The following is an 11,940-nucleotide window of genomic DNA, read 5'->3' on the forward strand; positions in this document are numbered from 1 at the left end:
GGGGATTAACCGGAGGCGCTCTCTCCGTTATCGTGATAGCTTTCCATGTAAGCGGAGATGACTCCTCCACTTCAACTCCACCACAACCGTCGTCGGACAAGGGGACCCATGACTTCCGCGATCGATCTCGAAAAGAGCCGGTCGGACCTGCCGTCGAGGCAGTCTTCCGGCTCCGCGGGCCGCCGTGGCTCGCACGCAATGCGCTGGTGGGTGCTCGCCGTACTCGGCGTCGCCCAGCTGATGGTCGTGCTGGACGCGACCGTGGTGAATATCGCACTTCCCGAGGCGCAGTTGGACCTCGGCTTCTCCAATGCCGACCGCCAGTGGGTGGTCACCGGTTATGCCCTCGCCTTCGGCAGCCTGCTGCTGCTGGGTGGCCGGCTGAGCGACCTGTTCGGCAGGCGTACGACCTTCATCATCGGATTGGTCGGCTTCGCGGTCGCCTCCGCGGTCGGTGGCGCGGCCAACGGATTCGAAATGCTCGTCGTGGCTCGCGTCGCCCAGGGTGTGTTCGGCGCACTGCTCGCGCCCGCCGCGCTGTCGCTGCTGACGGTGACCTTCACCGAACCGTCGGAGCGGGCCAAGGCCTTCGGCATCTTCGGCGCCGTCGCCGGTACCGGTGGTGCGCTCGGCCTGCTGCTCGGTGGCGCGCTCACCGAATGGGCCTCGTGGCGCTGGGTGATGTACGTCAACCTGATCTTCGCCGCCGTCGCGCTGGTCGGCGCCGTGCTGCTGCTGGCCAAGCACACCGCCGAGCACCGGCCCAAGCTCGACATCCCGGGCACGGTCACGGTCAGTGCCGCCCTGTTCGGCATCGTCTACGGCTTCTCGCACGCGGAATCGCACGGCTGGTCCAACGGGCTCACCCTGGCCTTCCTCATCGGCGGCACGGTGCTGCTGGGTGTGTTCGCGTGGCTCCAGACCCGGGTCGAGCATCCGCTGCTGCCGCTGCGGATCCTGCTCGACCGCACTCGGGCCGGTTCCTACATGACGGTCTTCGTCATGGGTATCGGGATGTTCGCGATCTTCCTGTTCCTGACCTACTACATGCAGCTGACGCTGAAGTACTCGCCGATCATGACCGGCGTCGCGTTCCTGCCGATGATCGCGGCGATGATCGCCTCCTCGACCACCGTGCCCTCGCTGCTGCTGCCCAAGATCGGACCGAAGATCACCGTCGCCGCGGGCTTCCTGGTCGCGGCCGCCGGGATGGCGTGGCTGACCCGCATCGGACTGGACACCGGCTACGCCTCGCACATCCTCCCGGCGCTGATTCTGCTGGGCTTGGGTCTCGGTGGCGCCATGTCGACCGCCTTCCAGGGTTCGACCGCCGGTGTGCACCACGAGGATGCCGGTGTGGCATCGGCGATGGTGAACACCAGCCAGCAGGTCGGTGGTTCGATCGGTACCGCGTTGCTGAGCACCATCGCGTCCTCGGCGGCGGCGAACTACCTGTCGGGCCGCCAGCCCAGCCAGCTCGCGGTCGCCGAATCGCTGATCAAGAGCTACACCACCAGCTTCTGGTGGGCGACAGCGATTTTCGTGGTCGGCGCGGTCCTCGCGGCGGTGCTGATGCCCAGCACCGCACCGGCCCCGGCCGAGGGCGAGCCGGTGCTGGCGCACTGAGTTCGGCACCTGCGGCCGCGTAGGACACTGCGGGACAATCGAATAGGGACGGTGCCCCGGACTCGTGGAGTCCGGGGCATTGTCACGTATCGGTCGCCGCCGCGCGCTGTTCGCACGCTCGCCCCGGCCGCCGGTGGTGGTGGTACAGGTGGGCGCGACCGAAGTGGGCCGGCCAGCGGCGCGTCGACGAGCCGCACCGCCTCGTGGTCTGAGTCCCAGGTTCGGCAGGTCCCGATACGAGGGACGCGCCCGAACGTCGTTCGGCGGCTGCCGCCGTGGACAGGACCGCGATGCGCCGGCGTCCATCCGGGCAGGGGCCGGCGCGAATTCGGTTGTTACTCTCCGTGGCGCCGTGAGCAAACCGATGGCTAGCGACAGGGCGGTGCTGGTGAAGCGGTTCGGGGTGGGTGGTATCGAGCCCTGCGCGGCCCGCCGGTCGGCGGGCAGGGGCCGAACAGGGCAGGGCGAATCCGTCGCCCGGACCGCGGCCGGTCGGGGCCGCACAGCCGGTGCGGCGAGCCCGCGCGACCCGCACGCGGGCCGCGGCTCGGTCGCTGACAGTTAGCATGGCTCCACACATTCGGTCGGGCAGGGAGGTGCACCAGGTGGGTTCGCGGACCGGCGCCACGGTGATGGACACGCCGGAGGGGGCGAGCGTCCTGCGCACGAGTTTTTGCTCGTCGCAAGCGAATCCGTTAGTCTGGACAGCTCTCTGTGGCATATGCGACCGCTGCTCCGCCCGATCGGACGACGTTCTAGACTGCACGGATCGGGTGTGGCGGGTCCGTCGCTCGGATGGACGGGCGGACGGTGGTGACAGCGCGCGGCGCGGCAGAACGGACAACTGGTACGGCACGACGACAGGGGGTTGGCGATGAGTGAAGCACCGGACGAGTCCGCGATGCAGATCGTCACCGAAGCCGATGCGTGGCAGCCGGATCCACGCTGGCGGTCCGCGGCCCGCTTGACGGTGCTGCTGGGTGAGGACGACCACTACAAGCATCGGCCCCGCTATCACGAGATCGTGCGGCGGGCTCGCGACAGCGGCCTGGCCGGGGCCAGCGTCTGGCGCGGTATGGAGGGCTACGGCGTCTCCTCGCGCATCCACACCACCCGCATGCTGGATCTCGCCGAGAACCTGCCCGTGATGGTGATGATCATCGACGATTCGCAGCTGCTGCGCGATTTCGTGGTGGCCAACGCCGAACTCTTCGAATCCGGGACCGTGACCCTGTCCGCAGTCCAGGTGTGGCAGTCGGGCGGGGTGTCGCCGTGATTGTGATGACGAGCCGGGCGCAGGTGCCGAGGAAGGGAGGCCCGAGCATGGCCCACGATCGAGCCGGCCGACCGGCGCGGGCCGGCGATCTCGAGGATCTGCCGCATCTGGTGACGGCGTACTACAGCCGCATCCCCGATCCTGCCGAACCCGCGCAGCAGGTGGCATTCGGTACCTCGGGACACCGCGGTTCGAGCCTCGATTGCGCGTTCAACGAGGCCCATATCCTCGCCATCACACAGGCGATCGTCGAGTATCGCGCCACCCGCGGCATCACCGGCCCCGTATATCTGGCGCGCGACACCCACGCGCTCTCGGAACCGGCGTGGACCACCGCGCTGGAGGTGCTGGCCGCCAACGACGTGACCGCCGTGATCGACAGCCGCGGGCGCTACACGCCCACTCCGGCGCTCAGTCACGCTGTGCTGCGTCACAATCGGGGCGGCACCCGCCATCAGGCCGACGGCATCGTGGTCACGCCCTCGCACAATCCGCCCCGCGACGGCGGTTTCAAATACAACCCGCCGCACGGCGGCCCGGCCGACACCGTCGCGACCGACGCCATCGCCGACCGCGCCAACGAACTGCTCCGCGGCGGGCTGGCCGGGATCAAACGCACCACGCTGCAGCACGCGCTGGCCACCGGTGTGCAGCGCTACGACTACCTCGATCAGTACATCGCCGATCTGCCGAACGTGTTGAATCTGGACGCCGTGCGCGGCGCCGGTATCCGGCTGGGCGCGGATCCGATGGGCGGGGCGAGCGTCGACTACTGGGAGGAGATCGGCCAGCGCTACGACCTCGAACTCGAGGTGGTCAATCCGTTCGTCGACCCGACCTGGCGGTTCATGACCCTCGACAGTGACGGCAAGATCCGGATGGATCCGTCCTCGCGCTATGCGATGGCCTCGCTGGTGGCGATCCGCGACGACTACGACATCTCCACCGGCAACGACGCCGACGCCGACCGGCACGGCATCGTGACACCCGATGCGGGATTGATGAATCCGAACCACTTCCTGGCGGTGGCGATCGAGTATCTGGTCGCGAACCGGATGGGGTGGGACGCGCTGACCAAGATCGGCAAGACCGCGGTGACCTCCTCGATGATCGATCGGGTGGTGGGCGTGCTGGGCCGGCAGACCCACGAGGTGCCGGTCGGCTTCAAATGGTTCGTCCCCGGATTGTTCAGTGGTTCCCTGGCTTTCGGTGGCGAGGAGAGCGCCGGAGCCTCGTTCCTGCGCCACGACGGCACGGTGTGGACCACGGACAAGGACGGCATTCTGCTGGCACTGCTGGCCGCCGAGATCACCGCGGTCACCGGTCAGAGTCCGTCGGCGCGCTATGCCGAACTCGAAAAGCGTTACGGCACACCGGCCTACGCGCGCATCGATGCCGTCGCGAATGCCGAGCAGAAGCGGCGGCTGGCGGCGCTGACGCCGGACGACATCGCCACCACCGACATCGCGGGGGAATCGGTGCTGTCGGTGCAGACCCGCGCCCGCGGCAACGGCGCCGCGCTGGGCGGGGTGAAGGTGACCACCGAGAACGCGTGGTTCGCGGCGCGCCCGTCGGGCACCGAGGACAAGTACAAGATCTACGCCGAATCCTTCGAGGGGCCCGAACATCTGGCTCGGGTGCAGGCGGCGGCGGAGGAAGTGGTCGGACGCGCACTCGGCATCGAGGAGCCCGCGGTCGACTGATTCGCGGAAATGTGGTGAGCGATAGTTACGGTGCCGGTTCCCGGCTGCCCGCCGAGACCTGGGTGCTGATCGGCGCGGCATTCATCATCGCGCTCGGATTCGGGCTGGTCGCACCGGCATTGCCGCAGTTCGCGCGCAGCTTCGGCGTCGGCGTCGCGGCCGCCTCGGCGATCGTGAGCAGTTTCGCGCTGATGCGCCTGCTGTTCGCGCCGGTGAGCGGGCGGTTGGTCCAGCGATTCGGTGAGCGCGCGCTGTATTTGACGGGTCTGCTGATCGTGGCCCTGTCCACCGGCGCGTGCGCGCTGGCGCAGACCTATTGGCAGCTGATCGTGCTGCGTTCGCTGGGTGGAATCGGATCCACCATGTTCACGGTGTCCTCGCTGGGGCTGGTCATCCGGTTGTCGCCGCCCGGCGAACGCGGGCGGGTCTCGGGGTTGTGGTCCACCAGTTTCCTGATCGGCTCGCTGGCCGGTCCGCTGCTCGGCGGTGCGCTGAGCGGGCTGGGATTGCGCGCCCCGTTCGCGATCTACGCGGTGGCCCTGCTGGGGGCGAGTGCGGTGGTGTTCTGGAAGCTGCGCGGATCGCAGCTGGCCGAACCGGTGGGCGCGGAGCCGTTGCCGACGGTGACTTTCGGCCGCGCACTGGCGGATCCGGTGTACCGCGCGGTGCTGTGGTCCAATTTCGCCAACGGCGCGGCGGTGTTCGGCGTGCGGATGGCGCTGGTTCCGCTGCTGGTGGTGGAGGTACTCGGCGAATCGCCGGGAGTCGCCGGGGTGGCGTTGACGGTTTTCGCCGCGGGAAACGCTGCGGTGCTGTTCGCCTCCGGCCGGATGTCGGATCGGTGGGGGCGCCGACCCTTCCTGATCGCCGGCACCCTCGTGTGCGCGACGGGCACGATCGCGCTGGGGCTCGCGCCGAATCTGGTGTGGCTGCTCGGGGCCTCGTTCGTCGCCGGCCTGGGCTCGGGAATGTATACACCCGCGCAGCAGGCCGCGGTCGCCGATGTGATCGGCCCGCGGGCGCGCGGCGGCCCGGTGCTGGCCGGATTTCAGATGGCCGCCGATCTGGGCACCGTGGTGGGCCCGATCGCGATCGGGTGGCTGGCACAGCGGGCATCGTTCGGATTCGCGCTCGCGGTGACCGGTGCGCTGCTGGTGGTGGCCGCGGCCGGATGGACGGTGGTGCGAGAGCCGCTCCTGCGGCATCCGGTCACCGCGGCCGTCGACTGATTTCCGCCACTCGGCCGCGCGGTCCTACCTGGCGGGAGCATCGGCTTTCGATCGCCGCGGCCGCCCTACCCTGTGGCCGACCTACTGGATCCACAGATCGGAGATGACTGTGCCGTCTCGTCGCATGCGGAAATCGGCTCGGATCGGCGTCGGCGTCCTGGCAGTGGGATTGCTGGCCGTCGCGTGCTCCGGTGCGTCCGATACCGAGCCGGCCACCCCTGCCGCCCTGCGCGCGGGGCAGTTGCTGACCGCGCGGCCGCTGACAAGTGGCGCCGCCCTGACCGGTCCGGCGAGCACTCGCCTGATCACCTATGTCTCCGACGATGCGCACGGTCAGCCGATCGTCGTGTCGGGCACCGTCGCGGTGCCCGCGGGAGCGCCGCCGAAGGACGGCTGGCCGGTGCTCAGCTGGGCGCACGGCACCACCGGTTACGCCGACACCTGTGCGCCTTCCGCCGACACCGCGGACGGCCCGGATCACGATTACCTGGGACCGGTGAACCGGATCCTCGACACCTGGATCGCCAAGGGCTACGCGGTGGTCCAGACCGACTACGAGGGCCTCGGTACACCCGGCGGGCATCCGTACATCAACGGCACGAGCGAGGCCGATACGGTCGTCGACATCGTGCGCGCGGCCCGGGCGCTGGATCCCTCGATCGGGAAACGCTGGGTGGTCGCCGGGCACAGCCAAGGCGGACAGGCGGCCTTGTTCACCGCGCAGGCCGCGGCCGAGCGGGCGCCCGAGCTGGAGCTGAAGGGCGCGGTGTCGATCGCGCCCGGCGGGGTGGGGCTCAGCGGCACCGTCGACTACCTGCGATCGAATCGCCCCGGCGCCGAAGCCGCCGAGGCTTTCCTGCCGGTGATTCTGCTGGGGGCCCACGCCGCCGAACCGGCCATCGATCCGGACGCGTTGGTGACGCCACAGGCCGCGCCGCTGCTCACGGCCGCGCGGACCGGATGTCTCGCCCAGATCCGCGCGGTGCCACCGGTGCCGCCGGCCCAGGTCTTCGCGCCGAACGCGGACGTCGGACCGCTGACCCGCTATCTGGACGCGCAGGACCCCAGCCGCGTGACGCCGACCGTCCCGACATTGATCGCGCAGGGCACGGCCGACGCCGCCGTCGCGCAACCGGGGACCGACGCGCTGGTGAAGAGCCTGTGCGGCAGGGGAGTGCACGTCGACTACCGGGTCTACGCCGGCCAGGATCATCGCGGCAGTGTGCCCGCGTCCCTGGCCGACGCCCAGGATTTCGTGGCGCGGGTGATGGCGGGCGAGTCGACGCCCACCACCTGCGGGCGCTGAATCTTTCTGTGCCGCAGGTCATCCGGCATCTGTCGGCGAATCGACGAAAACGCGAGCTCGCATCGACCGGGTCCCGCTGAATGAGAGCCCGAGACCGCGACTCCGTGCATTGTGACATGTTCCACATACATGTTGTCTGCGCATCACCGTCGGCCTCGTTCGGCAATTCCGCAGTGCCACGGTGAGTTTCGAGAGGAGAACCGATGCGGGTTCAACGCTGGGTAGCCGCCACCACGCTCGCCATCGCGACCGTCACCGCTTCGTCCGCATACGCCACGGCCGGTCCTGTCCCGTCGGATGCCGCGGCGCCGAGCGGTGCGGCATCCGACGGCGCTGTGCACTACCGGGCCGTGAATACCGGTGGCGCCGCGGAGATCACCACCGATTCCGGCTCGATGGACGTCTCGGACGGGATCTTCCGGATCAGATCCGCCTCCGGTGTGGTGCTGGCCGGAATCCCGCTGACGATTCGCGTCGACGACGTCGACTATCCGGTCGAGGCGTCGATTCGTGACCACACCGCCACTCTCACCCCGGTCGCGCTGCCCTTCGAGGACGAGGCGCCGTGGCGCACCCGCTACGAGCGGGAGCAGGCGGCGTTTTCCCGTGCGGCACTGCAGATTACGACAGCCGCCGCCGGTGGTGCTGCGGTCGGCACGGCGATCGGTGGTATCGCCGGATGTGTGGGCGGAGCGCTGGTCGGGGCCGTCGTCACCGGGATTCTCGCGGCGTTGTTCGGCGCGGGCCCCCTGGCGGGCTGCCTGGCCGGTATCGCCGTGGGGGCGGGAGTCGGCGCCTTCGCCGGCGCCTTGCTGGTCGCGGCCCCGGTGGCCGTCGCCTCGGTGGTCCAGTACTTCACCACCGTCAACGAGCCGTTCGTCCCGAAGGGCCGGCCGGCGAAGTGAGAATTGTGTTGTATCGGCACCGAACTCGCGCCGGCGGCCACGCGGCATCCGCGCGAGTTCGGCGCTGTGCTGTGAAAGATGCTGAGGGAGAGCGCCTTTCGGTAGGTCAGCGGATGGTACCGACTCCCGGAACGAGGGGCAGGTCGAGCGGCGTCACCCAGCCCGGTGGCAGGGCGTTGACCGCGGGGACGGCATTCAGGGCCCGCATTCCGGTGGCGAGACATCCCGCCACGGCGGGCGTGCGCCCGGATCCGTCGGTGAACCGGAAGGACGTCTCCTGAGAAATGGACGGCGAGCCGATGATGTCGACCCGATACACATCGTCCTTCGTGCCGGCGGGCCAGTCGGGAGCTGCGTCGGTGCCGATGCGGTTGACGTGTTCGAGGGTGATGACCTCGCGGCCGTGGTAGACGCCGTTGATGGTGAATCGGATGGCGGCGACGTTGCCGGCCGCGACGACGCCCTTCGCGGACGGGCGATCGACGGGCGTCACCCATTTCTCCCAGGTGGTGGTGACGGCGTCGAGTTCGATGCCCACGGCGGTCGCGATCATCGGCACGGTGGCGCCCCACGCCATGATCAGCAGATCGGGGATCTCCAGCATGGCCTGGAATTCCGGCGGCCGCCCGATGCCCATCTCGACCTCGTAATCGCCTTCGTAGGCGGTGTAGTCGAGCAGCTCCGAGGCGCGTACCGACTCCACCTCGCCACACAGGCCCAGCAGGGTCATCGGGAACAGGTCGTTGGCGAAGCCGGGATCGATACCGGTGGTGAAGCAGGACGCGCCCCCCGCCGCGCAGGCCTCGGTGATCGGATCACGCCACGCGGCGGGGGTCTGCGCCATATCCGGCCACACCCACGGTGTCATCGCGGTGGAGCACACATCGATTCCCGCCCGCAGGAACGATCCGATGACCCGGATGTTCTCGTCGGCGAACTGTGCGGTCGGCCCGTAATGCACCACCGCATCCGGGCGCAGCGCGATCAGTTCCTCCACCGAATCCGTGGCGCGGATACCGGTTTCACCACCCCCGCACAGCAGTCCGGCGTCGCGCCCGACCTTGTCGGGGTTGCTGACGCCGACGCCCACGAGTTCGAAGAGCGGATGGCGGATGATCTCGGCGAGCACCATGGAGCCCACCACACCGGTACCCCAGAGGACGATTCGCTTCTTCGCGTCGGTCACCGGAACTCCTTGCAGCCGTGAGTATTTCAGTTGTGGTATTCGCCGCAGTCGACGGTGAGAATCTGGCCCGTCACGGCGGAGGCGAGGTCGGTGGCCAGGAACAGGGCGGCGCGGGCCACCTCTTCGGGGGAGGCGAGGCGTTTGAGGTCGGTCGGCTCTGCCTTGCGCCGGTAGATCTCCTCGTGGGTGACGCCGTCCTGGGCGGCGAGCCAGTCGAAGTAGGCCTTGTTCACGTCCTCGTAGATGTAGGAGGGCGCGACACTGTTGACCCGGATGCCGCGCGGGCCCAATTCGGTCGCCAGCGACGAGGCCAAATGAGCGAGTGTGCCTTTCGAGAGCTTGTAGCCGGCGTAGATCGGCTCGGAATCGAAGCTCACACAGGAATTGAGCATGATGATCGAGCCGCCTGTCGCCGCCAGCGCATCGGCGAACAGCGTCGAAAGTCGCAGTGGTGCGAAGACATTGGTCTCGTTCGCGGTCCGCAAGGCGTCCAGTTCGATGCCGGTGATCGGTTCCATCGGCGGGATCGCGAAGGCGTTGTTGATCAGGCAGTCCACCCGGCCGAATTCGGCGAGGGCGCGGTCCACCAGCGCCCGCCGCTGCTCCTCGTCGGTGATGTCGGTCGGCACCACCAGTGCCTTGCGGCCATGAGACCGCACCACCTCGGCCATCTTCTCCAGCCGGCGTTCGGTGCGGCTGACCAGCACCAGATCCGCGCCCATCCGGGCGGCCTCGGCGCCCAGCGCGCGGCCCAGGCCCGGGCCCACACCCGACAGCACGACGACCTTGCCCTCGAGCAGGGGGAGTGGCCGGTAGGTATCCGCGGTGGCGATCGGCTGGTCGGTAGTGGACACGACTTCTCCTCGGATTCAGCAGTTACAGAATGTAACGACTCAGATGTGACAGACTGTAACGACTGATGCTCGCGCTGACAAGGACGGTTGTGTCGTGAACGCTCGCCATCGACTCGGTCCGCATCGCGATCCGGAGGTGGATCGAGCGGTCCTCGAGGCCGCCCGCGAGCTGCTGGTGGAACGTGGCTATGCCGCCGTCTCGATCGATGCGATCGCCACCCGGGCCGGGGTGAGCCGGCCCGCCATCTACCGGCGCTGGCCGTCGAAGGCGCATCTGATCGCGCGAGCGGTCTTTCCGGATGTGGGCGGCGAGGACGAGGCGAGCGATCTGATCGAGGAGATCCGCACGGTTATCCGGGGCACGATTCACCTCTTCGGGGCCCGGCCCGCGCGCGAGGCGATGCCCGGGTTGATGACCGAGATGCGAGCGGATTCCGGTCTGTACCAGAAACTTTCGGCACGACTGGACACGCCGACCCGGCGCGAACTCGCGCGGTATCTCGATTCCGGGGCCGTGCGTGGCGGAATCGACTCCGACACGGTGCTGGACATGATCGCCGGTGCCGCACTGTTCGCCATGTGTATCCGGGATATCGACGATACGGAGGGTTTCGCCCGGTCGCTCGAGGAATTGGTCCTCTACGGGCTGGTCGGCGTGCCCGCGAGCGAGGCGGAGGAACCGCGGGCGTAGGCGGGTGAAATCCGGTCGCCGGGAAATCGGACGGCCGGATTCCGGCGACGGACCGGTTTTGGCAGAGTGGACGCCGTGAATTCCTCGGATTCGAAATACACCCCGCGACCGATGTCGAACCGCACCACCTACGCACTGGGTGCGGTCGCTCTGGTCGTGGTCGCGGTGATCGTGGTGCTCGTCGTGCGCTGGAACAGCGACCATGGTCTGACGGTGCAGGAGGACGGTTACGGCGCCGCGCACGATCCGGCGGTCCAGGCACTACTGGATTCCGACGGCGCGATCGTGCTCGGTAAGACCTCGGCCGCGAAGACCATTGATATGTTCGAGGATCCGATGTGCCCGTCCTGCGGGGCGCTCGAGCATTACTACGGACAGCAGATCGCCAAAGCGATCGACCAGGGAAAGCTCGCGGTGCGCTATCGGTTCGTGAACTTCCTGGATCCCAAGTCCAGCAGTAAGGACTATTCGACCCGCGCTGTGGCCGCGAGCGAATGTGTGGCCGATGCCGGTGACGGTCCGGTGTTTTCGAAGTTCCACATGGCGCTGTTCACCACGAAGCAGCCCAGTGAGGACGGCGGTAATCTGACCAACGATGAATTGGCCGCGATCGCCAAGGATTCCGGTGCGTCGGCGGAGGTGCAGTCCTGTATCGCCAAGGGCGACCGGGTGGATTCCGCGCGCAACCACGCCCAGTCGTCGCTGGCGGCGTTGAAGGACGCGGTCGGTCAGGTGCAGACCCCCACGGTGCTCGACGGCGGGAAGAATGTCGATGTGGAAAATTCGGACTGGGTCACCAAGCTCGTGAGCTGATCGCACTCGCGCGGCGATGTCGCGCTTGTCGAGGTCCCGGCCCGGACGGTATCCCCAACCGCCCGGGCCGGAGTCGTGGAGCCGACGTTCAACAGATCTCGTCGTCGCCGAGCAGCACCTCGTAAATGCGATTGCGGGCGTCCGCGATCGCGTTCACGGTGTCACGCAATTGCCCCGCCATGGCGGCATATCCGGCGCCCGCGGCCGTCCGGTCGAGTTCGGATTCCAGCCGGAGCCGCAACTTCTCGAGCGCGGCGATCCGTTCCCGTTCCACACCGGCGTCGATAACGGTCGGCGCGGGTGGACGATCCTGGCAAGTCATGGTGTTCGCGGTGTCCTCCGATCACTGGG

11 protein-coding genes are annotated in these 11,940 nt (G+C 68.3%); 8 read left to right on the forward strand and 3 right to left on the reverse strand.

Going from position 1 to position 11,940, the window contains the following annotated elements; all coding sequences use genetic code 11:
* The first annotated feature begins 108 nt into the window (after nucleotides 1-108).
* The 6 genes from NE2_RS25535 (at nucleotide 109) to NE2_RS25560 (ending at nucleotide 8,045) form a co-directional block, all read left to right on the forward strand.
* Nucleotides 109-1,626 (forward strand): MFS transporter, encoded by a 1,518-nt coding sequence (locus NE2_RS25535; protein ID WP_030515554.1) that lies wholly within the window; start codon nucleotides 109-111, stop codon nucleotides 1,624-1,626.
* Nucleotides 1,627-2,500: 874 nt separating this feature from the next.
* A complete protein-coding gene (locus NE2_RS25540) occupies nucleotides 2,501-2,902 on the forward strand; it encodes a DUF190 domain-containing protein (protein ID WP_081879496.1) in 402 nt (133 codons plus the stop codon).
* Between the two features lie 47 nt (nucleotides 2,903-2,949).
* Nucleotides 2,950-4,605, forward strand: coding sequence for a phosphoglucomutase (alpha-D-glucose-1,6-bisphosphate-dependent) (pgm, locus tag NE2_RS25545; protein ID WP_063030277.1), 1,656 nt, complete (start codon nucleotides 2,950-2,952; stop codon nucleotides 4,603-4,605).
* A gap of 14 nt (nucleotides 4,606-4,619) precedes the next feature.
* A complete protein-coding gene (locus tag NE2_RS25550) occupies nucleotides 4,620-5,834 on the forward strand; it encodes an MFS transporter (RefSeq protein ID WP_174553978.1) in 1,215 nt (404 codons plus the stop codon).
* Nucleotides 5,835-5,958: 124 nt separating this feature from the next.
* The gene (locus NE2_RS25555; RefSeq protein ID WP_063909479.1) at nucleotides 5,959-7,140 is read left to right on the forward strand and encodes an alpha/beta hydrolase family protein; all 1,182 of its coding nucleotides are present in this window, start codon (nucleotides 5,959-5,961) and stop codon (nucleotides 7,138-7,140) included.
* Between the two features lie 203 nt (nucleotides 7,141-7,343).
* The gene (locus NE2_RS25560) at nucleotides 7,344-8,045 is read left to right on the forward strand and encodes a DUF8020 domain-containing protein (RefSeq protein ID WP_063030120.1); all 702 of its coding nucleotides are present in this window, start codon (nucleotides 7,344-7,346) and stop codon (nucleotides 8,043-8,045) included.
* Nucleotides 8,046-8,151: 106 nt separating this feature from the next.
* On the opposite strand, the gene NE2_RS25565 is transcribed toward NE2_RS25560, so the two are convergent.
* Nucleotides 8,152-9,177: an NAD(P)H-dependent amine dehydrogenase family protein gene (locus NE2_RS25565; protein ID WP_063030281.1), complete on the reverse strand. Its 1,026-nt coding sequence runs from the start codon at nucleotides 9,175-9,177 to the stop codon at nucleotides 8,152-8,154.
* Between the two features lie 80 nt (nucleotides 9,178-9,257).
* Complete coding sequence (locus NE2_RS25570; RefSeq protein ID WP_233429879.1) at nucleotides 9,258-10,085, reverse strand: SDR family oxidoreductase; 828 nt, start codon at nucleotides 10,083-10,085, stop codon at nucleotides 9,258-9,260.
* Nucleotides 10,086-10,179: 94 nt separating this feature from the next.
* On the opposite strand from NE2_RS25570, the gene NE2_RS25575 reads away from it, so the two are divergent.
* Together NE2_RS25575 and NE2_RS25580 are read left to right on the forward strand one after the other, a co-directional pair.
* Complete coding sequence (locus NE2_RS25575; RefSeq protein ID WP_063017546.1) at nucleotides 10,180-10,776, forward strand: TetR/AcrR family transcriptional regulator; 597 nt, start codon at nucleotides 10,180-10,182, stop codon at nucleotides 10,774-10,776.
* A gap of 75 nt (nucleotides 10,777-10,851) precedes the next feature.
* Nucleotides 10,852-11,589 (forward strand): DsbA family protein, encoded by a 738-nt coding sequence (locus NE2_RS25580; protein WP_307617971.1) that lies wholly within the window; start codon nucleotides 10,852-10,854, stop codon nucleotides 11,587-11,589.
* An 88-nt stretch (nucleotides 11,590-11,677) separates the two neighbouring features.
* Here NE2_RS25580 and NE2_RS25585 read toward each other — a convergent pair whose 3' ends face one another.
* The gene (locus NE2_RS25585; protein WP_063017548.1) at nucleotides 11,678-11,911 is read right to left on the reverse strand and encodes a hypothetical protein; all 234 of its coding nucleotides are present in this window, start codon (nucleotides 11,909-11,911) and stop codon (nucleotides 11,678-11,680) included.
* Between the last annotated feature and the right edge of the window lie 29 nt (nucleotides 11,912-11,940).

This window comes from Nocardia elegans NBRC 108235, from assembly GCF_001612845.1.
In the GTDB taxonomy this organism is placed as follows: Bacteria; Actinomycetota; Actinomycetes; order Mycobacteriales; family Mycobacteriaceae; genus Nocardia; species Nocardia nova.

Bases quoted from the DNA above. Each gene is read 5' to 3' on its own strand.
- NE2_RS25535 (WP_030515554.1), top strand. From the start codon at position 109: ATGACTTCCGCGATCGATCTCGAAAAGAGCCGGTCGGACCTGCCGTCG.
- NE2_RS25540 (WP_081879496.1), top strand. From the start codon at position 2,501: ATGAGTGAAGCACCGGACGAGTCCGCGATGCAGATCGTCACCGAAGCC.
- pgm (WP_063030277.1), top strand. From the start codon at position 2,950: ATGGCCCACGATCGAGCCGGCCGACCGGCGCGGGCCGGCGATCTCGAG.
- NE2_RS25555 (WP_063909479.1), top strand. From the start codon at position 5,959: ATGCGGAAATCGGCTCGGATCGGCGTCGGCGTCCTGGCAGTGGGATTG.
- NE2_RS25560 (WP_063030120.1), top strand. From the start codon at position 7,344: ATGCGGGTTCAACGCTGGGTAGCCGCCACCACGCTCGCCATCGCGACC.
- NE2_RS25565 (WP_063030281.1), bottom strand. From the start codon at position 9,177: ATGGTGCTCGCCGAGATCATCCGCCATCCGCTCTTCGAACTCGTGGGC.
- NE2_RS25585 (WP_063017548.1), bottom strand. From the start codon at position 11,911: ATGACTTGCCAGGATCGTCCACCCGCGCCGACCGTTATCGACGCCGGT.